The sequence below is a fragment of the Subtercola lobariae genome, assembly GCF_014640255.1.
Classification (GTDB): Bacteria; Actinomycetota; Actinomycetes; order Actinomycetales; family Microbacteriaceae; genus Subtercola; species Subtercola lobariae.
Window position 1 is genome coordinate 190,676 of sequence record NZ_BMGP01000007.1, and the last position, 24,428, is coordinate 215,103.

General features: G+C 64.9%; 17 protein-coding genes. 9 read left to right on the forward strand and 8 right to left on the reverse strand.

Going from position 1 to position 24,428, the window contains the following annotated elements:
* Positions 1–14: 14 nt before the first annotated feature.
* From IEX24_RS17985 to IEX24_RS17995, 3 genes are all read left to right on the forward strand, one after another.
* Entirely contained in the window at positions 15–695 is a 681-nt protein-coding gene (locus IEX24_RS17985; protein ID WP_188680818.1) for an ATP-dependent Clp protease proteolytic subunit, read from the forward strand.
* Positions 696–873: 178 nt separating this feature from the next.
* Positions 874–2,160, forward strand: coding sequence for an ATP-dependent Clp protease ATP-binding subunit ClpX (clpX, locus tag IEX24_RS17990; RefSeq protein WP_275411960.1), 1,287 nt, complete (start codon positions 874–876; stop codon positions 2,158–2,160).
* 83 nt (positions 2,161–2,243) lie between these two features.
* On the forward strand, positions 2,244–3,443 hold the full coding sequence (locus tag IEX24_RS17995; protein ID WP_188680822.1) for a benzoate/H(+) symporter BenE family transporter: 1,200 nt from the start codon (positions 2,244–2,246) through the stop codon (positions 3,441–3,443).
* 126 nt (positions 3,444–3,569) lie between these two features.
* Here IEX24_RS17995 and IEX24_RS18000 read toward each other — a convergent pair whose 3' ends face one another.
* From IEX24_RS18000 to IEX24_RS18015, 4 genes are all read right to left on the reverse strand, one after another.
* Positions 3,570–3,824 carry a hypothetical protein gene (locus tag IEX24_RS18000; protein WP_229715512.1) on the reverse strand — a complete coding sequence of 85 codons (255 nt, stop codon included), beginning with the start codon at positions 3,822–3,824 and terminating at the stop codon, positions 3,570–3,572.
* 43 nt (positions 3,825–3,867) lie between these two features.
* Positions 3,868–4,311, reverse strand: coding sequence for a GNAT family N-acetyltransferase (locus IEX24_RS18005; protein WP_188680824.1), 444 nt, complete (start codon positions 4,309–4,311; stop codon positions 3,868–3,870).
* Between the two features lie 82 nt (positions 4,312–4,393).
* Entirely contained in the window at positions 4,394–7,072 is a 2,679-nt protein-coding gene (gene valS / locus IEX24_RS18010) for a valine--tRNA ligase (RefSeq protein WP_188680826.1), read from the reverse strand.
* A 162-nt stretch (positions 7,073–7,234) separates the two neighbouring features.
* Positions 7,235–9,157: a phosphoenolpyruvate carboxykinase (GTP) gene (locus IEX24_RS18015; RefSeq protein ID WP_188680828.1), complete on the reverse strand. Its 1,923-nt coding sequence runs from the start codon at positions 9,155–9,157 to the stop codon at positions 7,235–7,237.
* Between the two features lie 121 nt (positions 9,158–9,278).
* Here IEX24_RS18015 and IEX24_RS18020 point away from each other — a divergent pair, with 121 nt between their 5' ends.
* A complete protein-coding gene (locus tag IEX24_RS18020; RefSeq protein ID WP_188680830.1) occupies positions 9,279–10,724 on the forward strand; it encodes a helix-turn-helix transcriptional regulator in 1,446 nt (481 codons plus the stop codon).
* 113 nt (positions 10,725–10,837) lie between these two features.
* Here the strand turns inward: IEX24_RS18020 and IEX24_RS18025 are convergent, their stop codons facing one another.
* Entirely contained in the window at positions 10,838–11,476 is a 639-nt protein-coding gene (locus IEX24_RS18025; protein WP_188680832.1) for a TetR/AcrR family transcriptional regulator, read from the reverse strand.
* A gap of 128 nt (positions 11,477–11,604) precedes the next feature.
* Positions 11,605–12,795, reverse strand: coding sequence for a hypothetical protein (locus IEX24_RS18030; protein ID WP_188680834.1), 1,191 nt, complete (start codon positions 12,793–12,795; stop codon positions 11,605–11,607).
* 385 nt (positions 12,796–13,180) lie between these two features.
* Here IEX24_RS18030 and ileS point away from each other — a divergent pair, with 385 nt between their 5' ends.
* The 4 genes from ileS (at position 13,181) to ndk (ending at position 19,400) form a co-directional block, all read left to right on the forward strand.
* Positions 13,181–16,675 (forward strand): isoleucine--tRNA ligase, encoded by a 3,495-nt coding sequence (gene ileS, locus IEX24_RS18035; RefSeq protein ID WP_188680836.1) that lies wholly within the window; start codon positions 13,181–13,183, stop codon positions 16,673–16,675.
* A 370-nt stretch (positions 16,676–17,045) separates the two neighbouring features.
* Positions 17,046–18,398, forward strand: coding sequence for a bifunctional folylpolyglutamate synthase/dihydrofolate synthase (locus IEX24_RS18040; protein WP_229715542.1), 1,353 nt, complete (start codon positions 17,046–17,048; stop codon positions 18,396–18,398).
* On the forward strand, positions 18,395–18,964 hold the full coding sequence (locus IEX24_RS18045; protein ID WP_188680839.1) for a DUF4233 domain-containing protein: 570 nt from the start codon (positions 18,395–18,397) through the stop codon (positions 18,962–18,964). Before IEX24_RS18040 ends, IEX24_RS18045 begins: the two co-directional genes overlap by 4 nt.
* A 13-nt stretch (positions 18,965–18,977) precedes the next feature.
* Positions 18,978–19,400 (forward strand): nucleoside-diphosphate kinase, encoded by a 423-nt coding sequence (gene ndk, locus IEX24_RS18050; protein ID WP_188680841.1) that lies wholly within the window; start codon positions 18,978–18,980, stop codon positions 19,398–19,400.
* A 157-nt stretch (positions 19,401–19,557) separates the two neighbouring features.
* On the opposite strand, the gene IEX24_RS18055 is transcribed toward ndk, so the two are convergent.
* Both IEX24_RS18055 and IEX24_RS18060 read right to left on the reverse strand, forming a co-directional pair.
* Entirely contained in the window at positions 19,558–20,034 is a 477-nt protein-coding gene (locus IEX24_RS18055; protein ID WP_188680843.1) for a hypothetical protein, read from the reverse strand.
* A 33-nt stretch (positions 20,035–20,067) separates the two neighbouring features.
* Entirely contained in the window at positions 20,068–20,688 is a 621-nt protein-coding gene (locus IEX24_RS18060) for a vitamin K epoxide reductase family protein (RefSeq protein ID WP_188680845.1), read from the reverse strand.
* A 463-nt stretch (positions 20,689–21,151) separates the two neighbouring features.
* Between IEX24_RS18060 and IEX24_RS19720 the strand changes: the two genes are divergently transcribed.
* The gene (locus IEX24_RS19720; protein ID WP_229715513.1) at positions 21,152–24,337 is read left to right on the forward strand and encodes an Rne/Rng family ribonuclease; all 3,186 of its coding nucleotides are present in this window, start codon (positions 21,152–21,154) and stop codon (positions 24,335–24,337) included.
* Positions 24,338–24,428: the final 91 nt, after the last annotated feature.

The following is a 24,428-nucleotide window of genomic DNA, read 5'->3' on the forward strand; positions in this document are numbered from 1 at the left end:
ACAGAGACAATTAGATGGAAACCCCCACTTTCGGCGGAATGCCGATTGCCTCGCCTTACGGCAACGGCACCACGCCTTCCAACCGCTACATTCTGCCCACGTTCGAAGAGCGCACGGCTTACGGTTACAAGCGCCAAGATCCGTATGCGAAGCTCTTCGAAGACCGCATCATCTTCTTGGGTGTGCAGATCGACGACGCTTCGGCTGACGACGTCATGGCCCAGCTGCTCGTTCTCGAGAGCCAAGACCCCGATCGCGACATCGAGATGTACATCAACTCACCCGGTGGCTCGTTCACCGCGATGACGGCCATCTACGACACGATGCAGTACGTCAAGCCGAACATCCAGACCGTGTGCCTCGGCCAGGCGGCGTCAGCCGCAGCCGTGATTCTCGCGGCCGGCACGCCGGGCAAGCGTCTTGCTCTGCCCAACGCGCGCATCCTCATCCACCAGCCCTCCAGCGGTGGCCAGGGTGGCGGCCAGGCGTCAGACATCGAGATTCAGGCGCGCGAGATTCTGCGCATGCGCACCTGGCTCGAAGAGACGCTCTCGGCACACTCGAACCGCACGCCTGAGCAGGTCAACAAAGACATCGACCGCGACAACATCTTGAGCGCTGCCGACGCCGTGGAGTACGGCATCATCGACCAGGTTCTCACCTCGCGTAAGAACCTGCCGGCACTCGTCAAATAAGCCCGAAACAGCGAACCGTGGATGTCCGTCCCCCGGGCATCCACTTCGTTGTTTAAGGCGAACTTCTTCGCTCGTGGTGAACACTGAGGGCCGAATATGACGATCCCTTGCCCAATGGCGGCGAGTGTCGGCGGCACGGGTTAGGCTGACGTCACAGGTTTTTACGAGGAGGATGAACATGGCACGCATCGGGGAGAGCGCTGACCTGCTCAAGTGTTCGTTCTGCGGTAAAAGCCAGAAGCAAGTGCAGCAGCTCATCGCGGGCCCGGGGGTCTACATCTGCGACGAGTGTGTCGAACTGTGCAACGAGATCATCGAAGAGCGCCTGTCTGAGACGGGTGAAGAGGTGTCGAGCGAGTTCGAACTGCCGAAGCCCAAAGAGATCTTCGCGTTTCTCGAAGAGTACGTCATCGGCCAGGAGCAGGCGAAGCGCTCACTCTCGGTCGCGGTGTACAACCACTACAAGCGGGTTCGCGCCCGCAACACGCTCACCTCGGCCGACGCCGTCGCCAATGAGGTCGAAATCGCCAAGAGCAACATTCTGCTGATCGGCCCCACGGGCTGCGGCAAAACGTACCTCGCGCAGACGCTCGCGAAGCAGCTGAACGTGCCGTTCGCCGTCGCTGACGCCACCGCGCTGACCGAAGCCGGTTACGTCGGCGAAGACGTCGAGAACATTCTGCTGAAGCTGCTGCAGGCCGCCGACTTCGACGTGAAGAAGGCCGAAACCGGCATCATCTACATCGACGAGATCGACAAGATCGCGCGCAAGGCCGAGAACCCGTCGATCACCCGCGATGTGTCGGGCGAAGGTGTGCAACAAGCGCTGCTGAAGATTCTCGAAGGCACCGTTGCATCCGTACCCCCGCAGGGCGGCCGTAAGCACCCGCACCAAGAGTTCATTCAGATCGACACCACGAACGTTCTCTTCATCGTGGCCGGCGCGTTCGCCGGGCTCGAAGAGATCGTCGCTGAGCGGTCGGGTAAGCGCGGCATCGGCTTCAACGCCCCGCTGCACTCCAAGCGCGACGACATCAACCTCTTCAGCGAGGTGCTGCCCGAAGACCTGCACAAGTTCGGGCTGATTCCCGAGTTCATCGGCCGTCTGCCCGTGGTCACCACCGTCACGCCGCTCGACCAGATCGCGCTCATGCAGATTCTGACCGTTCCGCGTAACGCGCTCGTTCGTCAGTATCAGCGCATGTTCGAACTCGACGGCGTTGAGCTCGACTTCGAAAAAGACGCCCTCGAAGCCATCGCCGACCTCGCCGTGCTGCGCGAGACGGGCGCTCGGGGCCTGCGAGCCATCATGGAAGAGGTGCTCGGCCCGGTCATGTTCGAGGTGCCCTCGACAGACGAGGTAGCCAAGGTCATTATCACGCGCGAGGCCGTGGTGAGCAACGCCGCGCCCACCATCGTTCCGCGCGAGTCGGTCTCCGCTCGACGCGTAGAGAAGTCGGCGTAACGCTGTGTTGATTTTCTGGCTGCGCCGGTTCCCGCCCGGCGCAGCGGCCGAATCCGGCCGCGCGCGAGCGCCCGGCTTCGGCCGTGTCGCGGCCTGAGCCCGCCTTCGGAGGATCTCTGGCGCAACCCATTTCGGCGGGAATCGTTGCCGGAATCACGGGGTTCGCCAGCTCGTTCGCGCTAGTCATCGCGGGCCTGCACGCTGTCGGGGCGACGGATGCTCAGGCCTCCTCCGGGCTCCTGGCACTGTGTTTCGGGGTCGCCGTGCTCTGCATTGTGCTGGCCCGGGTCTACCGCATGCCCATCTCGTTCGCGTGGTCGACGCCCGGGGCCGCGCTGCTCATCGCGGCGTCGGCGACGACGAAGAACTTCTCGGCGGCGGCGGGGGCGTTCATCGTGTGCGGCGTCTTGATCGTGCTGTGCGGTCTCTGGCCGGCGTTGGGGCGGTCGATCACCCGCATACCGAAGTCCATTGCGTCGGCGATGTTGGCGGGCATCCTCTTTCCCATCTGTTTGGCGCCGGTGCTGGCCGTCGTGCAGATTCCGGCACTGGCCATTCCCGTCGTTCTGGTCTGGCTGATCTTGTTTCGCATTGCTCCGCGCTGGGCCGTGCCGGCGGCCATGGCGGTCGCGGCGATAGCGATCGGCATCTCTGCGGGTACCGGCTGGCTGACGGCGGCCTCGACGTCGCTCGTGCCAGAGCTGACCTTCGTGCTGCCCACGTTCGACCCGCTGGTCATCGTGAGCCTCGGCCTGCCGCTGTTCATCGTCACCATGGCCGGCCAGAACGTGCCTGGCTTCGTGGTGATGTCGACGTTCGGCTACACGGTGCCCCCGCGGCCGGTTCTCGTGGCGTCGGGAGCGGCGACGGTCGTCGGGGCGTTCTTCGGTGCCCACGCGCTGAACCTCGCCGCCATCACGGCCGCCATCATGGCCGGCCCCGATTCGCACCCCGACAAATCGAAGCGCTGGGTCGCCACCTTCACGTCGGGCTTCGTGTACATCGTGTTCGGGCTCGGAGCGGGCGTGGCGGTCGCGCTCATCTCAGCGTCTCCGCCCATCCTCATCACTGCGGTCGCCGGCTTGGCGCTGCTCGGGGCTCTCGTGGGCGCCCTCTCGAACGCCATCGAAGAGGTCGCACACCGCATTCCGGCGGCAGCAACCTTTCTCGTCACCGCCTCAGGCATCGCCATCATCGGCATCGGCAGCGCCTTCTGGGGCCTGCTCGTCGGGGCCCTCATCATGCTCTGGTCGGCCTCACCGTGGCCTCGTCGCCGCACCTAGCCGACTCGGCCGACGATGCCCATCGCGAAAACAGCGGCAATTTGTGCGGGGCTCCGCTGCATAGCGGCTGCAGGTGTCGAATTTCCGCTGTTTTAGCGCGCCGCCGGGCGCTGCGCCGCAGCCGCGTTAGTCGTCGGTGAAGTCGTCTGACTGGGAGACGGTGGCCTCGTCGAGGTCGGGGTTGTAGTCGATGCGGGTTCCGTCGTCGAACTCGACCACGGGGCGGTTTTCGAGCCAGGTCAGAGTCCAGTACCACATCGAGGTGTCGACGTTCTGCTCGGCGAGTTCGCCTTCGACGTCGAGAACGGCGTCGATGACGACCTGAGGTAGTCGGGTGGGGGGTTCGTCGCCGCTTGACCAGCGGGTTCCGACGGAAATCATTCTGCTACTCCAGGGTCACTCGGGTGAAGGGAAAAGAGAAACGCTACACCACGAGGTCGTAGGTGACCCATGCCGTACGGTTCGCGAGCTTGTTATAGAGGTGCTGTGCCGTCTCGTTGTTCTCGTCGGTGATCCAGCGCACGACCCCGAGGTGACGTTCGGCAGCAATGTTCTTCACCTCGGTGATCAACGCCGCGCCGACACCCGAGTTACGGGCATCCGGATCGACGAACAGATCATCGAGGTACAGCCCACGCTCACCGGCGAGGGGCCGTGCGAATTCGCGAATGTGCGCCACGCCCACGAGCTTGCCGTCGTCTTCGGCAACGAGTGCCTCAGTCTCGTGGTTCGGGTCGATGAGCCAGCTCCACACGAGCACTGCTCGGTCGCCCTCGAGTTCGGTTTCGTAGAACTTGCCGTAGGCAACGTAAAGGTCGTACCACGGAAAAAAGTCGTGGTCGGTGATAGGCCTGACTGTCAACGCCATCGTTGTGTGCCTTTCTTGTGTCGCCGCTTCGTGAGTAGTACTGGTGGTGCCGGTTGTCACTTCGTCAGTCTCTGCAGAAGTTTCACTCGACACTACCCGTTTCGAGCACGATTTCACGCACGGCCAATTCGTCTGCTTCAACGAAATACAACGCGGCGATCTTGCCGACCTCGCGCAGGTCGTCAGCCGCCAACTCGAGCTCGGCGATAGCGGCTGTCGGGCCTTCGATGGTCGCAGACGATACGGGCGCCTTCTGAGACACCTTCGCGTCTGTCTTCGCGCGACGGATGCCCACGAGAGCCTGACCGGCGAGCCCGAGCAGGGTCTCGTGTGCCGGGAGGGCTGGCCGGGCATCCGGAGCAAAAGCCGCACCACTGCCGTCGATGACCCCCGTGGGCCAGGCCGCGGTGTGAATGGACTCGCTATCGCCGTGGCTCCACGACCACACCTCTTCGGTGGCGAACGGAATGAACGGGGCGAGCAGGCGCAACAGCACGTCGATGGCGGCCTGCAGTGCGATCACCGCAGAGGCTTTGGCCGCCGCATCTGACGAGGCGCTGTAGGCGCGCTCTTTGACGAGCTCGAGGTAGTCGTCGCAGAACGTCCAGAAGAAGCTCTCGATGGCTTCGAGCGCTCGCGCATGGTCGTAGGCCTCGAGGGCGGTCGTTGCCGTGGTGATGACCTCTTCGAGTTTGCTCAGCATGCTGAGGTCGAGCGGGTGCGTCACGGCGAAGGCGCCGCCGGCCGGCGCTTCGGGCAGCGTGAACGAGTACACGAACTTCGCCGCGTTCAGCACCTTGATGGCCAGGCGCCGGCCGATCTTGATCTGGGTGGGGTTCTGCGGGTCGAAGGCGGCGTCTGTGCCGAGCCGGCTCGAAGCCGCCCAGTACCGCACGGCGTCGGAGCCATGGGTCTCGAGCACGTCTGACGGCGTGACGACGTTGCCCTTCGACTTCGACATCTTTTTGCGGTCGGGGTCGACGATGAAGCCCGAGAGCGCCGTGTTCTGCCAGGGCGTGCGGCCGTCTTCGAGGGCTGAGCGCAGCAAGGTGGAGAAGAGCCAGGTGCGAATGATGTCTTGGCCCTGCGGGCGCAGGTCGTAGGGAGCGACGAGCTGCCAGAGCTCGTCGTCGCGCTCCCAGCCGCCGGCGAGCTGCGGGGTGAGCGACGAGGTCGCCCAGGTGTCCATCACGTCGAGCTCGCCGATGAAACCGCCGGGCGTGTTGCGCTCGGTCTCGTCGAACCCTGGCGCGGCATCGGTCGACGGGTCGACAGGCAGTGACGCCTCAGACGCGACGATCAGCTCGTCGAAGCGCGGGTTGCCGTCGGCATCGAGCGGGTACCACACGGGAATCGGTACACCGAAGAAGCGCTGGCGCGAAATGAGCCAGTCGCCGGTGAGGCCGTTCACCCAGTTGTCGTACCTCACCTTCATGAAGCTCGGGTGCCAGTCGAGTTCGGCGCCCATCTCGAGCAGTCGCGCTCGCAGCACTTCATCGCGCGCGCCATTACGGATGTACCACTGCCTCGTCGACACGATCTCGAGCGGCTTGTCGCCCTTTTCGAAGAACTTGACCGGGTGGATGATCGGTTTCGGGTCACCGATCAGTTCACCCGAATCGCGCAGCAGTTCGACGATCGCCTGCTTGGCCGAGAACACCGTCTTACCGGCGATCGCCGAGTAGGCGTTGATGCCGGTCTCGGTGGTGATGACGTCGGGCGCCTCGCTGATGATGCGGCCGTCGAAACCGATGATGGCGCGGTTCGGCAGGTCGAGGTCGCGCCACCAGATCACATCGGTGAGGTCGCCGAATGTGCAGATCATCGCGATGCCCGATCCCTTATCGGCCTGCGCGAGGTGGTGCGCCACAACGGGCACCTCGACGCCGAACAGGGGAGTGGTGACGGTCGTGCCGAAGAGCGGCTGGTAGCGCTCGTCATCGGGATGCGCGACCAGTGCGACGCACGCGGCGAGCAACTCGGGGCGGGTGGTCTCGATAAAGATGTCGGCGCTTGCTGTCGCGTCGTCGCTCGCGCCGAATCCGTGGCGGTGAAAAGCAAGGCGGTGATAGGCGCCGGGCTGGTCTTTGTCTTCAAGCTCGGCTTGCGCCACGGCGGTGCGGAACGTGACATCCCACAGCGTCGGCGCCTGCGCCTGGTAGGCCTCGCCGCGGTTCACGTTACGCACGAAGGCGAGCTGGGATGCTCGAATCGACGAGTCGGCGATGGTGCGGTAGGTCTGGCCCCAGTCGACGCTCAGGCCCAGCCGGTGAAAGAGCGTCTCGAACTGCTTCTCGTCTTCGACGGTCAGGCGCTCGCAGAGCTCGATGAAGTTGCGCCTCGAGATCGGCTTCTGGTCGGCCGCCTTTGAGCTCTTGTTGTCGCCGCCCTCGAACGGCGGCTCGAACGTGTCGTCGTAAGGCAGCGTCGGGTCGCAACGCACGGCGTAGTAGTTCTGTACGCGACGCTCGGTCGGCAGGCCGTTGTCATCCCACCCCATCGGGTAGAACACCTTCTTGCCCCGCATGCGCTGAAATCGGGCGATGAGGTCGGTGTGCGTGAACGAGAACACGTGCCCGATGTGCAGAGAACCGGATGCCGTGGGCGGAGGTGTATCGATCGAGTACACATCGGCGCGCCCCGCCAGCTCCCCGTTCGCGAGCGCACGGTCGAAGCGGTACGTGCCGCGCTCGCTCCACAACTCATCCCATTTGCCTTCGAGGCCTTCGAGCGCTGGTTTGTCGGGAACGATAGCGGTCATGGTGAAGCCTCCAGGCATATAGGCGGCACCGAGTCAAAGGTGCCTGATTGTGTTGGTAGCCCCATTCTATCCCGCGAGGCTCATCGCCCCCGCAGCGCTGCCCGCGCACGCGAGAAGGCCGACACCCTCGCCCGCGAGTGTCGGCCTTCTGTGCGAGATGCGCTAGCTGGGGAGCTTGGCGAGCCCCGCGCGCAACTTGTTCAGTTCGCTGTAGAGGGCCGCGGGCATCCGGTCGTCGCCGAGTGAACCGAAGTAGCGTTCGGTCTCGTCGGCCTCAGCGACCCAGGCCTGCTTGTCGACGCCGAGCAGGGTCTGCAGGTCGTCTTCGGTGACATCGGTGCGTTCGATGTTGAACTCGTGTACCAGGGGCAGACCGCCGATGGGGGTCTGCCGGGCGGCTACTTCGCCTTCGAGGCGGCGGATGATCCACTCGACCACACGCGAGTTCTCGGCGAATCCGGGCCACATGAACTTGCCCTCGTCGTTTTTACGAAACCAGTTGACCTGGAAGATGGGAGGAGCGTCCGCGCCCAACGTCTCGCCCATGTCGAGCCAGTGCTGAAAGTAGTCGGCCATGTTGTAGCCGACGAACGGCAGCATGGCGAACGGGTCGTGGCGTAGTTGGCCGACGGCGCCGGTTGCGGCAGCCGTGGTCTCCGACGCCATGGTGGCGCCCACAAAAACGCCGTGCGACCAGCTCTTCGCCTGAGCGACGAGCGGAACGGTCGAGGGGCGGCGGCCGCCGAACAAGATCGCGTCGATCTCGACGCCTGCCGGGTCGTCCCACTCGGGGGCGATCGACGGGCACTGGTCGGCGGTGACAGTGAACCGGGCGTTCGGGTGAGCGGCCGGAGTCTTCGAGTCGGGGGTCCAGTCGTTGCCCTGCCAGTCGATGAGGTGCGTCGGCGGGTTCGGGGTGAGCCCCTCCCACCAGACGTCTCCGTCGTCGCGAAGGGCGACGTTCGTGAAGATGGTGTTGCCCCACATGGTGTCGACTGCGGTCTGGTTGGTGACGATTCCGGTGCCGGGGGCGACGCCGAAGAAGCCGCGCTCGGGGTTGATCGCACGCAGCTTGCCGTTGGGGCCGGGGCGCATCCAGGCGATGTCGTCGCCGATGGTCTCGACCTTCCAGCCCGGGATGGTCGGCTTCAGCATCGCGAGGTTGGTCTTGCCGCACGCCGAGGGGAACGCCGCTGCGAGGTGGTAGACGTGCTGCTCGGGTGACGTGACCTTGATGAGCAGCATGTGCTCGGCCATCCAGCCCTCATCGCGGGCCATGACCGACGCGATGCGCAGGGCGAAGCACTTCTTGCCGAGCAGGGCGTTTCCGCCGTAACCCGAACCGAACGACCAGATCTCGCGGGTGTCGGGAAAGTGCGAGATGTATTTGGTGGGGTTGTGCGGCCAGGCGACGTCTTCGGTGACGTTGCCCGCGGCATCCACCAGCGGTGCACCGACGCTGTGCAGTGCGGGAACCCACTCGGTGTCATCGGTGATGAGGTTCAGCACAGGGGTGCCGATGCGTGTCATCAACGCCATGCTGATGACGACGTAGGGCGAGTCAGTCAGCTGAACGCCGACCTGCGAGAGCGCGCCGCCGACGGGGCCCATGGAGAACGGCACCACGTACATGGTGCGGCCGCGCATGCTGCCTTCGAAGAGTGACAGCATTTCGGCTTTCATCTCGGCAGGCTCGCGCCAGTTGTTGGTCTGGCCGGCGTCGACCTCTTCGGCCGAGCAGATGAAGGTGCGATCTTCGACACGTGCCACATCGGCAGGGTCACTGCGGGCCAAGAAGCTGTTCGGACGCCACTCAGGGTTGAGGCGAATGAGGGTGCCTTGCGAGATCATCAGCTTCGTCAGCTGATCCCACTCGGCACGGGAGCCGTCGCACCAGACGATCTCGTCGGGCTGAGTGAGGCGGGCCACGTCTGAGACCCAGGCGGCGATGCCGGCATCGATGCGCAGCGCAGGGCCACCTGAGGCCGCGGCGGTCTCGTCGGCTTCGACGAGGCGCAGGCTGGCCGGTTTGATGACGGCGGGGTCGTTGGCTGGGTCTGGCAGTGAACTCTCGAGGATGCTCATCGTGGCTCCTTGGCGTCGATTTCGTAAGTATTTTCGTGGTCTTCTTCTACTGTGCGGCCAATTTGCGGTACATTCTTGATTGTTCGCGCGAAAGAATCACCCTTTTTTACAGGAAGCAAAGATGCCAGTGTCTACCTCCACCGATCTCATCACCCTAGGCCGTCGCATCCGGCACTTTCGAAAGATCGCCGATCTCACCCTCGACCAGCTGGGCGACAAGGTGGGCGTGGTCGGCAGCCAGCTCTCGCTCATCGAGAACGGCCGCCGCGAGCCGAAGTTCTCTTTGCTGCAGTCTCTGTCGACTGAGCTGAATGTGCCGCTCGCTGAGTTGCTCAGTGAAGAGGCTCCGGATGCCCGTACCGCGCTAGAGATCGAACTCGCACGCGCTCAGACCGGCGACCTCTATGCCTCGCTCGGTCTGCCCAAAGTGCCGGCCAGTCGCAATTTGCCCCAAGAGACCCTGGAGTCTCTTGTCGGCCTGCACCGCGAACTCATCCGCCGCGCCACGGAATCCATCGCCACCCCCGAAGAGGCCCGCCGCGCCAACACCGAACTGCGCGAGAACATGCGCGAGCGCGACAACTACCTGCCCGACCTCGAGAAGGTCGTCGAGCAGACCCTCGCCCGAGTCGGCCACCAGGGCGGCGCGCTCAGTCACCGCACGGTGAGCCTGCTCGCCGAAGACCTCGGGTTCAGTCTCATTCACGTGAACGATCTGCCGCACTCTGCGCGCTCGGTCACCGACCTGGCGAGCGGGCGCATCTACTTGCCGCCGGCATCCATTCCCGGCGGGCACGGCCTGCGTTCGATGGCTCTGCAGGCGATGGCGCACCGGGTACTCGGCCACCAGCCGCCGAGCAACTACGCCGAGTTCTTGCGTCAGCGGCTCGAGATCAACTACTTCGCGGCCGCGTCGCTCATGCCGCAGACCGCGTCGGTGAAGTTTCTGGCGGCCGCCAAGGCGCGCCGAGATCTCTCGGTTGAAGACTTTCGAGATGCGTTCGGTGTTACGCACGAGGCGGCGGCGCTGCGGATGACCAACCTCGCCACCTCGCACTTGGGCATCGACGTGCATTTCTTGCGCCTCACCGACGACGGGGCCATTCAAAAGGCCTACGAGAACGATGGGCTGCCGCTGCCGCACGACGTGACGGGAGCCGTGGAGGGTCAGTTCGTCTGCCGCAACTGGGCCGCGCGCATCGCTTTAACCCGAACGAACCGGTCGACGGAGTTCTACCAGTACACCGACACCCCAAGCGGCACGTTCTGGTGCGCCACGCAGACGGGCACGACCGCCGCGGGCGAGTTCTCCATCAGCTTCGGCACGTCGTTCGCCGACGCGAAGTGGTTTCGCGGGCGCGACACCGAGAAGCGCGCGCTGTCGCGCTGCCCCGACGAGTCGTGCTGCAAGCGCCCGCCGAACGACCTCGTCGACCGCTGGTCGTCGAGCGCCTGGCCGAGCGCCCGCCTGCACGCGCAAGTTTTGTCGCCCCTGCCTTCGGGCACGTTCCCCGGGGTCGACGACCGCGAGGTGTACGAGTTTCTCGAGGCGCACGCCGCCTCCTAGCCCGCGCGCGGACGCGGGGCGCGGGGCGCGGGGCGCTGGCGCGCCGGCGCGCCGATTGACGCAAAGGCGCCTTCTGGCGCCGCTGAGGGCGCTTTTGGGTCAAACGGAGTGCGTTACAGCGAGGGCGCCGCGGGGTGCAGCGCGGAGCGCGGCGCGAAGGCGGTGAGCAGCGGCGCTGTGGCGGCGGTGACGTAGGGCTCGAGAGAGCCGCGGGCCGTGCCCGCAGCGGCCCATTCCTGCGCTGCGGCAACGAGGGCGCCCGTCAGTGAGTAGGCGATGGTGCGCGGTAGCGTCGAGGCGGGGTCGAGCCCGAGACGCACTCCGGCGAAGGTGGCGAGGATGCCCGCCCACTGCGAGAAGCGTGCGAGTGCTGAGGCCTGCACCTCAGGGGCCGACCCGATGAGGGCGTACTGCGTCAGTATCCAGGGCACCCGCGAGGGGCCGAACTCGCGGGTGACCGATGCCAGGGCGGCGCCCATCGCGGGCAGTGGCCGGGCATCCGGAGCCTGATCGGCAAGGGCGTCGCTGAGCTGCTGCACGGCGCCGTCGACGTCGACCCAGAACACGTCGCTCTTGCCCTGAAAGTAGTTGAAGAAGGTCGAGCGACCGACCCCCGCGCGCTGGGTGATCTGCTCGATGGTGGTCTTGGCGTAGGTGTTCTCGAGAAAGAGCTCGAAGGCGGCGTCTTCGAGAAGTTCGCGTGAGGATGATCGGGGGCGCCCTCGCCCGGGTTTCTGAGCCTGTTCGACCATGAGTCAACCCTACTGATCGCCGCTCGTCTTCTGGCGGTGACCGCACGGGCGCTCGGTGACTGCCCTGCGCTAGTGAGGTCATCTGTGCACGGTGATGCACCGATTCGCAGAGTCTCGTCGCGTTGTAGTCACGAGGTGAGCAGGTTGATGACCCGGGTGTTGTTGCCTGGGTTGTTGTCGCCACCGGAGTCGCTGTCGATCGTGCTCGACAGAATGACCGGGAACAGGGTCGCGGTGGTCCACTCTGGGTAGGTGATCGTGACAGGGTTCGACGAGCCGCTGGCCGCAACTGCGAGCGAGTAGGTCAGCACGTAGTTGTCGGGGTCGCTGTCGAAGTCGACGCTCCAACCGACTCCGGTGACCGAGATACCACCCCCGCCGTCTTCAGCGTGCTTACGTACCCTGACCACCGTACCCGGCTCGCTGGCGTGGGTTTGAATGTTCGCGACGGTCACGGTGTAGGCCACGACCGTGGGAGTGCCGTGCTTCACGGTGGTGGGGGTGACGCTTGCGAGGGGAACAAGGTCGATGAAGGCGGAGATCTGTTTGATCGTCGAAGTCACCGAATTGTTCGTGGCGTTCGTGTCGCCACCCGAGCCGGGTTCGATTGAAGCGCTGAGTTCGAGATCGCTGCCGGCCGTCGTAACCGCGACGTACAGCACGGTCAATTCGGGCGAAATGGTACCCGCTGCAATCGGCTTGCTGTAGGTGGCAAGATAGTTGAGAGGGTCAGTCGTGGTGTCCATCAGCCAGTCTGGCCCGACATAGAGCATTCCACCGGCATCGGCTGCCGTGTTCTTCGCGATCTTCACGACGATGGGAGCCGTGCTATCTGTCGACGAGGTGTTCGACACTGTCAGTTGGTAGTTGATTGGTGTGGGAATGGTGTCTCGTACGATCGCGACGCTGACCTTCGACGAGAGCGCCAAATCGATTGGGTCGGTCGGCGTGGGCGTAGCTGTCGGAGTGCTGACGGGCGTTGGAGGTGTCGTTGCGCTCGGCAGCGGGGTCGGGGTGGCCGTCTGCGAACCGGTGACCAACGGCGAGCCCTGGCCGGCCGCGCCGGAACCGCCGCCGCCGTGAGCAGAGCCACTCTGCCCGTTGCACGTAGCCTGCGCCGAAGCGCGAGCGGGTTGCGGAGCAATGCTGCCGGCCAGCAGCGCCGCCGCGACGAGAATGCAGACGAGGCCTGCTCCGGCGGCCCCGCGCCGAACCTGAAGTCGAACGACCAGCCATGCAACGAGACCTAACCCGATGGCGCTGGTGCCGAGAACGAGCCAGCCCGCGACAGACAGCCCGGTACTTGCCAAACAATCCATCGATAGACTCCACATAAATGATGAAAACTCATACTGAGATGTCATCACATTACGATATTGAGTCGCGGTGGTCAAGCGGGCGAGAAGTCGAGAGAACGACGCGATCACCCGCCGCAGGTGCGTGTGGTGCAGTGTAAGATTGCTACCAGAAGACTATGAGCCGGTTATCACCGGGGAGTCGCCGGAAGAACGGTTTCGTCTCACAGCGAAACTCAGTAGAACCGGCCGGGTCTGGCCCGTCACAGCCAAAGAACAAGCGATTCGCCACGGCCCGATGTGGGCTTGGGTGAATAAGCGGGGTGGTACCGCGCTGAACGAGACGAGTGAACGTCTCGCCGGCGTCCTCGTGGAAGAGGCAACAGCGATTCGGCCTTCCAGGAGCACAATGAGTTACCCCAAGCAGAACCCTTCGCTCGATGGCGCGGCTGCCGCCGAAACGGCGCGCGCTGGTAGCAGCGGGAACGACAGTACGGGCACCGGCAGCGGCTCAGGCGCCGCCTTCGGCATCGTCTCGTCTCCGCGCTTCCCCGAGCTCGAAGAGCAGGTGCTCGCGTTCTGGAAGCGGGATGACACCTTTCGGGCATCCATCGCGAACCGCGAAGGAGCTGACGAGTGGGTCTTCTACGACGGGCCGCCCTTCGCCAATGGCTTACCGCACTACGGGCACCTGCTGACCGGGTACGCCAAAGACCTTTTTCCGCGCTTTCAGACCATGCGTGGCAAGAAGGTCGACCGCCGCTTCGGCTGGGACACCCACGGCTTGCCGGCCGAACTCGAAGCGATGCGCCAGCTCGGCATCACCGAGAAGCGCGAGATCGAAGAGATGGGCATCGGCACGTTCAACGATGCCGCCCGGGCATCTGTCATGCAATACGCGGGCGAGTGGCAGGAGTACGTCACCCGACAGGCCCGCTGGGTCGACTTCGAGAATGACTACAAAACGCTCGACATCACGTACATGGAGAGCGTGATCTGGGCGTTCAAGCAGCTCTATGACAAGGGGCTCGCCTATGAGGGCTTTCGAGTGCTGCCGTATTGCTGGCACGACGAGACCCCGCTGAGCAATCACGAGCTGCGTATGGACGACGACGTCTACAAGATGCGGCAAGACCAGACCGTGACGGTGACGCTTCCGCTGACGGGAACGAAGGCCGAGGCGCTCGGCCTGACCGCTGTGCGCGCGCTCGCCTGGACCACCACGCCGTGGACGCTGCCGACGAACCTCGCGCTAGCCGTGGGGCCGAACATCACCTACGCGGTGGTGCCGTCGGGCCCGAATGGCACGGCTGATGCCGAGGTTCAGGGCGAGCGTGCCGCCGAGCATCCTGCAGCAGAAGTCTTGAGTGCCGACTACCTCATCGCCGAAGACCTTGTGGGCAACTACGCCAAAGAGCTGGGCTACGACTCGGCAGAGGATGCCCGCGCCGCTGTTTCGCGCACGGTGAAGGGCCACGAGCTCGAGGGCATTACCTACGATCGCCTCTGGGACTACTACGCCGACACCGAAGAGTACGGCACGCAGAACGCCTGGCAGATTCTGGTAGCCGACTACGTTTCAACGACCGAGGGCACCGGAATCGTGCACCAGGCCCCGGCCTACGGCGAAGAAGACCAGAAGGTCTGCGCCCTGGCCGGCATCCCCGTCATCATCTCGGTCGACGACGGCGCGCGCTTCTTGCCGAACATCACCGAAGTCGCCGGTCTGCAAGTCTTCGAGGCAAACAAGCCTCTCACCCAACTGCTGAAGGCCAACGGCCGGCTCATTCGCCAGGCTAGCTACGAGCACTCGTACCCGCACTGCTGGCGCTGCCGCAACCCGCTCATCTATAAGGCGGTCGGCAGCTGGTTCGTTCGCGTCACCGAGTTTCGCGACCGCATGGAGGAGCTGAACCAAGAGATCGAGTGGGTGCCCGAGAACGTCAAGGAGGGGCAGTTCGGCAAGTGGATCGGCAACGCCCGCGACTGGTCGATCTCGCGCAACCGGTACTGGGGTTCGCCCATTCCGGTCTGGAAGAGTGACAATCCCGAGTACCCGCGCATCGACGTGTACGGCTCGCTCGACCAGCTCGAGCAAGACTTCGGCGTGCGCCCCACTGATCTGCACCGCCCGTACATCGACGAGCTGACGCGCCCGAACCCCGACGACCCCACCGGCCAATCGACCATGCGGCGAATCGAAGACGTGCTCGACGTCTGGTTCGACTCCGGGTCGATGCCGTTCGCGCAGGTGCACTATCCGTCCGAAAACCGCGAGTGGTTCGAGGCGCATAACCCGGCCGACTTCATCGTGGAGTACATCGGTCAGACCCGCGGCTGGTTCTACCTGCTGCACGTGCTCTCGACCGCGCTCTTCGATCGCCCGGCCTTCACGAACGTGATCAGTCACGGCATCGTGCTCGGCAGCGACGGGCAGAAGATGTCGAAGAGCCTGCGCAATTATCCTGACGTGAACGAGGTGCTCGATCGCGACGGCTCAGACGCGATGCGCTGGTTCTTAATGGCCTCGCCCGTGCTGCGTGGCGGTAACCTCATCGTCACCGAGGAAGGCATTCGCGAGGCCGTTCGGCAGTTCATCCTGCCGCTCTGGAACACCTACTACTTCTTCACGCTCTACGCCAACGCGGCGACGAGCGACAAGCACCCTTCTGGCTATGAGGCCGAGTGGCGCACAGACTCGGGCGACGTGCTCGACCGGTACCTGCTGGCGAAGACGCGCGAACTCATCCGTGACGTCACGGCCGATTTGGATGCCCTCGACTCCACCCTCGCAGCCGCGAAGTTGCGCGACTTCGGTGACGTGCTCACGAATTGGTACGTGCGGCGCTCGCGCGACCGTTTCTGGGCTGGAGTAGGAGATGAGCACTCCACCGCGGCCTTCGACACCCTCTACACCGTGCTCGAGACTGTGACGCGGGTGGCGGCCCCGCTCATCCCGTTGATCGGCGAGCACATCTGGCAGGGGCTGACCGGCGGGCGCAGCGTGCACCTCGAAGACTGGCCGAACGAGAACGCCTTTCCGGCCGATGCCGGGCTCGTGCACACGATGGACCAGATTCGCGCGATCAGCTCGACCGCGCTCTCGCTTCGCAAGTCGAGTGGCAAACGCGTGCGGCTGCCGCTCTCGAACCTGACGATCGTGACCGAGAACGTCGAGGCGCTTGGACGGTTCGAGTACATCTTGCGCGAAGAACTCAACGTGAAGAGTGTGACGTTCGTGGAGCAGGGGCCCACGAGCGCGGTCGACTTCGGCATCACGTCGAAGCTCACCGTGAACGCACGTGCAGCCGGCCCTCGGCTCGGCAAGAGCGTGCAGCAGGTCATCAAGGCGGCGCGCTCCGGTGAATGGTTCGAGGCAGACGGCGTGGTGACGGCGGGCGGCATCGAGCTCGAGCCGGCCGAGTACGACCTCGTGCTCGAGGCGAGCGGTGAGGGCGACGAGCATGCGCTCGCTCTGCTGCCCGGCGGCGGTTTCGCGCTGCTCGACACCACGACCACGCCCGACCTCGAGGCCGAAGGGCTCGCCCGAGACGTGATTCGAGCGGTTCAAGACACCCGCAAGTCGGCCGACTTCGACGTGAGCGACCGCATCACCCTCGACCTGGTCTTCTTCTCCGACGACGATGCCGATGCGGTGCGCAGCGCAGTGGATGCCGGCACGGTGGCCGTGGCCGCCGAGACCCTTGCGACGCGGTTCACCATCGTCTCGCCGAAAGACTTCAGAAACCTCGAGAAGTACCGTGAAGTACTTGTCTCGGAGTGGATCGGAAACATGGTGGCGAGCCAGCCCGAACACTACGCTCGCGTGGAGAAGGGCCGCTACGCGAACGCCGATCTGTTCATCGTTGCCGTCAGCCGCCCAGAAGGAGTGACCAATGTCTGATTCAGGCGCGAACGGCGGCGGAGGCGGCAAGCCCGGTGACGACGACGAGCTCGACCCGAACCGCGAGCTCGATGGCGGGCGACCCGTTCGAAACCCCGACGACGAGCTGCACACCCTGTACGACGAGGTGAGCAACAACGCCGGCTACGGTGACGACCAAGGCGACGGCGTGCACCGCGACACGAGCACAGCAGATCGCAGCGAGCGAGGCGCGGCCGACGGTGACGACGACGACGATGATGACGACAGCGACATCTTCGGCGAAGACGACGACCCCAGCGAGTTCGAGCTGGCCGACGCCTACGACGACCAGCTGGCCGTGCGCGACGGCCGAGACCCCGGGCGCGACGACGACAGCGATGAAGATGATCTGCCCGACGACTTCGTCGAGGCCGGCGACCAGGTCTACCGCGAGCTGCTCGATCGCCTCGGCGAGGCCGCACCCCAGCCTCGGCTGTCGGCCACGCGGCAGGCGGTGGAGTTGCTGGGTGATCCGCATCGGGCGTATCCGATTATCCACATCACCGGAACGAACGGCAAAACGAGCACCAGCCGCATCGTCGAAAGCATTCTGCGGGCCTACGGCTTACGAACGGGCCTCTTCACCAGCCCGCACCTCGAACGGCTCAACGAGCGCATCGTGGTCGACGGCAAACCGATCAGCAACGAGGCGCTCGCCGCGAACTGGGCCGACATTCAGCCCTACTTAGGGCTAGTGGATGCTCAGCTGATCGACAGCGGCGAACCCCGCCTCACGTTCTTCGAGGCCCTTACCGTGCTGGCTTTCGCGTCGTTCGCCGACGCTCCCATCGATGTCGCCGTGATCGAGGTCGGCATGGGCGGCGAGTGGGATTCGACGAACGTCGCCGATGGCCAGGTCGCCGTCTTCACTCCCATCTCGCTCGACCACACGGCCCGCCTCGGCAACACTGTCGCAGAGATCGCGCGCACCAAGTCGGGCATCATCAAGCCCGCGGCGCAGGTAGTCACGTCTCGGCAGCAGCCCGAGGCGCTCGTCGAATTGCGGCGTGCGGCCGAGCTCACCGAATCGACGTTCACGGTCGAAGACGAGGGCTTTCAGGTGCTCTCGACCAGCGTCGCTGTGGGCGGCCAGGTGGTGTCGATTAAGGGCATCGCCGGCACGTACACAGACATCTTCTTGCCGCTGTACGGCGACCACCAAGCGCAGAATGCGGCCGTCGCTGTTGCTGCCGTCGAGTCGTTTCTCGGCGGGGGAGCGAACGCCATCGTCGAAGACGTTCTCGTCGAGGCTTTCGCCACGGTCACCTCGCCGGGCCGGCTGCAGCTCATCGGCACCGAACCGACCGTGCTGGTGGATGCCGCACACAACCCCGGGGGAGCACTCGCGCTCGCCGCAGCAGTCAAGGAGTACTTCTCGTTCGACAAGGTCGTTGCGGTGGTGAGCATTCTGGCGGATAAAGACGCCGAGGGCATCATCCGCGCGCTCGAGCCTGTGGTTTCGGAGTTCGTCATCACGCAGTCGTCGTCAGACCGCGCGACCAACGCCGACGAGCTGGCGAGCGTCGTTGTGGGCATCGCCGGCGCCGACCGCGTCGTCGTGGAGCTCGACCCGCGCGAGGCCGCTGCACTCGCCCGCGATTCGGCGGCCGAATCGGAGCGCGGCGCCGTTCTCGTGACGGGCTCGATCACTCTGGTCGGTGAGATCATCACGCTCGCCGCCGACGAGGGCTGGAAGCCGTGAGCGACCAGCTGCCCGACGGCTCACCCCGGCCCGAACCCGGTCGCGGTGATGCGAGCGCTGCTGCGGCAGAGCGGGGTGGGCGCGCCGCGGCCGACCCGGCTTTCGCCGACGCGTCGGGCGCTGCGTCGCACGACCCCAATCGCGCGAGCGGCTCAAGGCGGGCGCCGCGCGTGCGCGTTCGGCGGCAACGCTCGGTGCAAGAGAGCCTCGGCTCCATCGTGCTCGGCTTCGAGTTCATCGTCATGTTCTTGGCCACGCTCGTGGTGTTCGGCCTGCACAAACTGCCGCCGCTCGTTGCGCTCGGCGGGGGCGGGTTGCTGACGGTGTTGTTGCTGGCGATCATCCCGTTGCTGAAACGGCCGTCGGGTTTTGTGATTGGCTGGGTGTTGCAGGCGATCATTCTCGCGTCATCGATTTTCGTGCCGCAAATGCTCATCGTCGCCATTCCGTTCGGCGGAATGTGGGCGTACTGCATGATTCGCGGCTCGCGTATCGACCGCGAAAACCGTGCCCTGGCCGCCGCCCGCGATGCCCAAGACCCTCCTTCAACCCCCGACTCTCTCTAGAAAGCAGTGAACTGTGACCGCACAGACCGAAGAAACCCTCGTTCTCGTCAAGCCTGACGGCGTCGCTCGCAACCTGATCGGCGAGATCTTGCGCCGCATCGAGGCCAAGGGTTACCAGCTCGTCGACATCAAACTCTTCGAGCCCGAACGCACTCTGCTCGCCGCGCACTACGAAGAGCACGAAGGCAAGCCCTTCTACCTGCCGCTTATCGAGTTCATGGAGAGCGGCCCGGTTCTCGCGGTTCGCGTCGCAGGCAACGGAGTCATCGAAGGCTTCCGCTCGCTCGCCGGCACCACCAACCCCACCTCCGCAGCTCCCGGAACCATCCGCGGCGACCTCGGCCGCGACTGGGGCCTCAAGGTGCAGCAGAACCTCGTGCACGGCAGCGATTCCCCCGAATCCGCCGCCCGCGAGCTCGCCCTCTGGTTCGCCTAACCCGCCACCCCGCCGCCCGCGCCTTCCGCACCCCGCCTCCCGCACCCCGCACCTCCAACCCTCGCGCAACCCGCCAAGTCGCCGCGTAGGTTGCGCAAAAGCACCTCCGACCCCGGTTTGAGGTGCTTTTGCGCACCCTGCCCGAGGTACTGGATGCTCAGCTGACCCGTCGCCAGTAGTGGTCCACCGTGCCGTCGGTGAGCACCAGACTGAGTCTTGTGGCGAAACGGATACGGCGGGAATTCTCCGTTCTCGCGTCAGCGTCGTCGGATGCATTTTTCTCGGGCCAGCCCACAACCTCGAAAGGCAAACCCGAGTCCACTGCCGCTTTGACTAGTTGGTTCCACGTCTCTAGCTCTTCGACGACGCACAGCGGAATCGGTGCCACGAGTCTCGGATCGACGGGGTGCTCGGTCCACCCCAAAGTCATCGACCTAATCGATCCGTCGACGGTAACTGCACTGAAGTCACCCCAACTTAGCAGGCGCGAGTCCCAGAACAGTCTCTCGTCATCGGGTGCACCGAACTCCAAGACCAGGCCATCGCGGGTCAGAACACCTAGGTGATCGAATTCGCCCACAAGCCGTGCCAGCGCGGCGCCGTGTCGCGACGACAGATCTTCGTTCGCAGCCACGCTTCATCGTAACAAAACGTGAGTAATACTTTGTCAGCTGTTGATAAGCGACTGGATGACGTCGAGGCGCAACTGCGCGATCACGAAAACCACGAGGTACGACACCAGAACGAGCAGCCACAGCCACGGGTAGAAGAGCGCGGCGATGCTTCGCACGCCGGCTGGCACCGGAATGTTGCCCTCTTTCAGGTTGAACACCGTCACGTACCAGAAGAGGGCGATCACCACCACCCAGACGACCATGCAGTAGGGGCAGAGCGTGCCCAGCACGAAAATGCTCTGGCCCATCAGCCAGATCACGAAGATCAGTGCCAGCACGATGCCGAGGTTGAAGAGCATCCAGTACCACCGGGCGAACCGCGCCCCTGCGAGTATCGACACGCCGACGACGACGACCATCGCGAACGACGCCACACCGATGATGGGGTTCGGAAACCCGAACAGCGACCCCTGCCAGCTCGCCATGTTCGGCCCGCAGCTCACCAGCACCGAGATGTTGCACGACGGCACGTAGGCCGGGTTGATGAGCGTCTCGATTTTCTCAAGAGTGAGGGCGAATGACGCGACGAAGCCGAGAACGCCGGCCACGATCAGAAAAACCGCGAGGCCGGTCGGGCGTCGAATCGGCACAGATTCGGTTGGGGCGGCTGACATCACTGTGGCATTCTCGCACAGTCGTTCGACCCCCCATCTGGGAATGCATGCGATAATGGCTGTATGTCGCCTGGGCCGCGCCCAGACTGACAGCAGAAAAAGCTTTTCGGGTCTCACCGGAGTCGTTAGCACGTTCCGGGGGGCGCGAGTGAATACACGAATAGTCGACCAGAGCCAGTGCCAGAAACACAGGCAGTGCCAAAACACAGGCAGTGCCAGAACATGAGCCAGGGCCGGTTGAGATCGTGAAAGATTTGCGAATTCCGCTCAGGCGGGCGTTCGCACGAGAGAGTTCCCCGGCCGGCGGCGCGGCTAGCAAGTCGGGGTGAGGAGTGCACCAGCAATGGTGGAAGACAGTTTCAATAGTGAGCAAGAGCCACCGGTAAAACGACGGTCTCGACTGTTCGGCGGGCGCAAAGCGGCGCGAAAGGCGGCAGAGAGCGTTGCTTCTGCGGCCGCTGCTATGAGTGACCCTGCCGTGAGTGCTTCGACCGAGGGCCAGCCCCGTCACGCACCTGCGCAACCGAACGAATCGGCAGCGAACTCCGCCGCCGTGCTCGCACCATTCGCCGACGGGCGACCGGATGCCGTGACTCAGGCAGGCGCGGTCGACACCGCAGCCCGTGCTGACGCTGCGCACTCGGTCGCCACTACATCGGCCCCAACAGATGTGAAGGCCCCCGTGTCAGATTTTGAAGATTCCAACTCGCCCAACGACGAGACCCCTGCCGTGAACCCGGCTGGCGACGAGAACACCGCCACAACCGCGACAGACTCCGCCGTTGCCGACACTTTGGGCGCAGGCGCACACGCCTCCGAACCCCGCGAACCGTGGCTCGAGCCCGAGATCAACCAGGCCCCGGCCGCGCCGCAGACTCCGGCACCTCGCACGACCACGTCGCTGCTCTTTCAGGCCCCCGACATCCAGCCGCTGCCGCCCCGTGCCGGCGGCGACCGAGGCCGAGATGGCCGCGACGACTTCGACGATTTCGATCGAGGAGACGACCAAGACGATCGCGACCGAGACGATCGCGACGGCCGGGGCAACCGCGGCTCAGACACGCTGCGCCGCCGCACTCGTCGCCGCAGCGGCGAAGAGAGCCGTCTGCCTGACGAGCTGCCGCCGAACACCGTGGTCAAAGTGCGCCCGCCGCGCCAGGCCCAGGCGCCCGAACTCATCACTGAGCCGCAGCGCGTCAAAGGCTCGACCCGTCTCGAAGCGAAGAAGCAGCGTCGCCGCGATGGCCGTGACGCCGGCCGCCGTCGCCCGGTCATCACCGAGGCTGAGTTTCTCGCCCGGCGCGAGTCGGTCGACCGTGCCATGATCGTGCGCTCGAGTCACGACCGAATTCAGATCGGCGTGCTCGAAGACGGCGTGCTGGTGGAACACTACGTGGCGAAGGCCGCCGAGGCTTCACTCATCGGCAATGTGTACCTCGGCCGCGTGCAGAATGTGTTGCCGAGCATGGAGGCCGCTTTTGTCGACATCGGCCGAGGCCGTAACGCCGTGCTCTACTCCGGCGAAGTCGATTGGGAGGCCGCCGACACCGGTAACCAGCCACGCCGCATCGAGCTCGCGCTGAAGCCCGGCGACACCGTGCTCGTTCAGGTCACCAAAGACCCCGTCGGTCACAAGGGTGCCCGGCTCACCAGCCAGGTTTCGCTGCCCGGCCGCTACCTCGTGTACGTGCCGAACGGCAACATGAACGGTATCTCGCGCAAGCTGCCCGACACCGAGCGTTCGCGCCTGAAGAAGATCCTCAAAGAGGTTCTGCCCGAGAACGTGGGCGTCATCGTGCGCACGGCGGCAGAAGGCGCCACCGAAGAACAGCTCACCCTCGACGTGAACCGCCTGATCAGCCAGTGGTCTGCCATCAGCGACAATGTCAAGGCACTGCAATCGCCGGCCCTTTTGCACGGCGAACCAGACCTGCTCGTGAAGATCATTCGCGACGTGTTCAACGAAGACTTCCACAAGCTCGTCATCAGCGGGTCGGATGCACAACAGACCATCGAGGCCTATCTCGCTCAGGTCGCGCCCGACCTCGTCGACCGCATCGAGATCTACGAGGGTGACAAAGACATCTTCGACCAGTACCGCATCAGCGAACAGATCGAGAAGGCGCTTGACCGTAAGGTCTGGCTGCCTTCTGGAGGTTCGCTCGTCATCGACCGTACCGAGGCCATGACGGTAGTCGACGTCAACACGGGCAAGTTCGTGGGCTCCGGCGGAAACCTCGAAGAGACCGTCACCAAGAACAACCTCGAGGCGGCCGACGAGGTCGTTCGTCAGATGCGCCTGCGCGACATCGGCGGAATCATCGTGGTCGACTTCATCGACATGGTGCTCGAGTCGAACCGCGACCTCGTGCTGCGCCGACTCGTGGAGTGCCTCAGCCGCGACCGCACCAAGCACCAGGTGGCCGAAGTCACCTCGCTCGGGCTCGTGCAGATGACGCGTAAGAAGCTCGGTCTCGGGTTGCTCGAGTCGTTCAGTGAGCCGTGTGAGGTGTGCGCCGGGCGTGGGGTGGTCATCCACCACGACCCCGTCTCGAAGCACCGCACGCAGCAGCAGACGCCGCAGCCCGATCGCCGCTCGCGCGGCAAGGGCGGCAACGGCGGTAACGGGGTCGGAAACGGCAACGGCAACGGCGGTTCGAACGGCGGTAACGGCGGTTCGAATGGCGGCAACGGTTCGGGTTCGAACGGGGCCGGCGCCAATGGTGCATCGCACACCAACGGTGTGACGCACAGCATCACCCCGGCTGCGCAGAACGCCCTCGCTCAGATCGCAGCCAGTACTATCGCCGCAGCGAACGGGCAACGTCCGGCTTCGGCCGGCGTTGCGCCTGTAGCGGCTGGTGCTTCGGCGGCTGGCGCGGCTTCAGACGGCGCCCCGGGCGCAGAAGTAGCCGAAGCGGCCTCGGGCAGCAATGCTGAGACAAGCGTCACGCCGACGATCTCGGCCGATGAGCACGCAGCCCGTGGCCTCGAGGCTGATCAGTCGACGCAGGGCGACAAGGGTGCACACGGCTCCGCAACTGGTCGTGACGCCTCTGACAGCGACCAGAATGGCGCCGCACAGTCGCAGTTCGGCGAGTCGGTTTCTGACCAGGCAGCAGGTCAGCGAGGCACAGACCAGGGTGCGCCCTCGGGGCGTTCGCGCCGAAACTCCCGCCGTTCACGCAGCCAGCGCGCGGCAGCGAACGCCGAGGCCGCAGCAGCAGACGCAGATTCCCTTCTCGCTGCGAGCCCAGAAATCGCGCCGAGAACGGGAGCTCACGCCGGCCAGCCCGAGGTTGTTTCGGCTCCGGCCGTTGAGCCCGCCGGTGCACAGCGCACCGCCGCTGAGCCTGCCGCCGCTGAGCGCTCCGGCGCGCAAACCGCCTCCGCGAGAGGCGCCGCCGGTTTCACGAAGCAGCCGTCTGAGCCGGTGACGCATGTCGAGCTGCCCATTTTCGATCTGCCGGCCGCGCCAGAGGTCGCCCCGCGCCAGAAGCGCGTCGACGCCGACAAGCTGCTCGATTCGGTGCTCGAGCACCTTCCCGAGCCCAAGCAGCCCGGTCAGGGCCGTTCGCGCAGCCGCCGAGTCTCTACGGCCGCCCTGAGCGCCCCCGTCACCCCGCCAACCCCGCCTTCGGCCGACTGACCCCATCCCGCGCCCTTCGGCCCCGCGAGAGAAGCCGTTTCAGACGAAAGCACCCGTTCCGGGGGCTTCTCTCGTCTGAAACGGCTTCTCT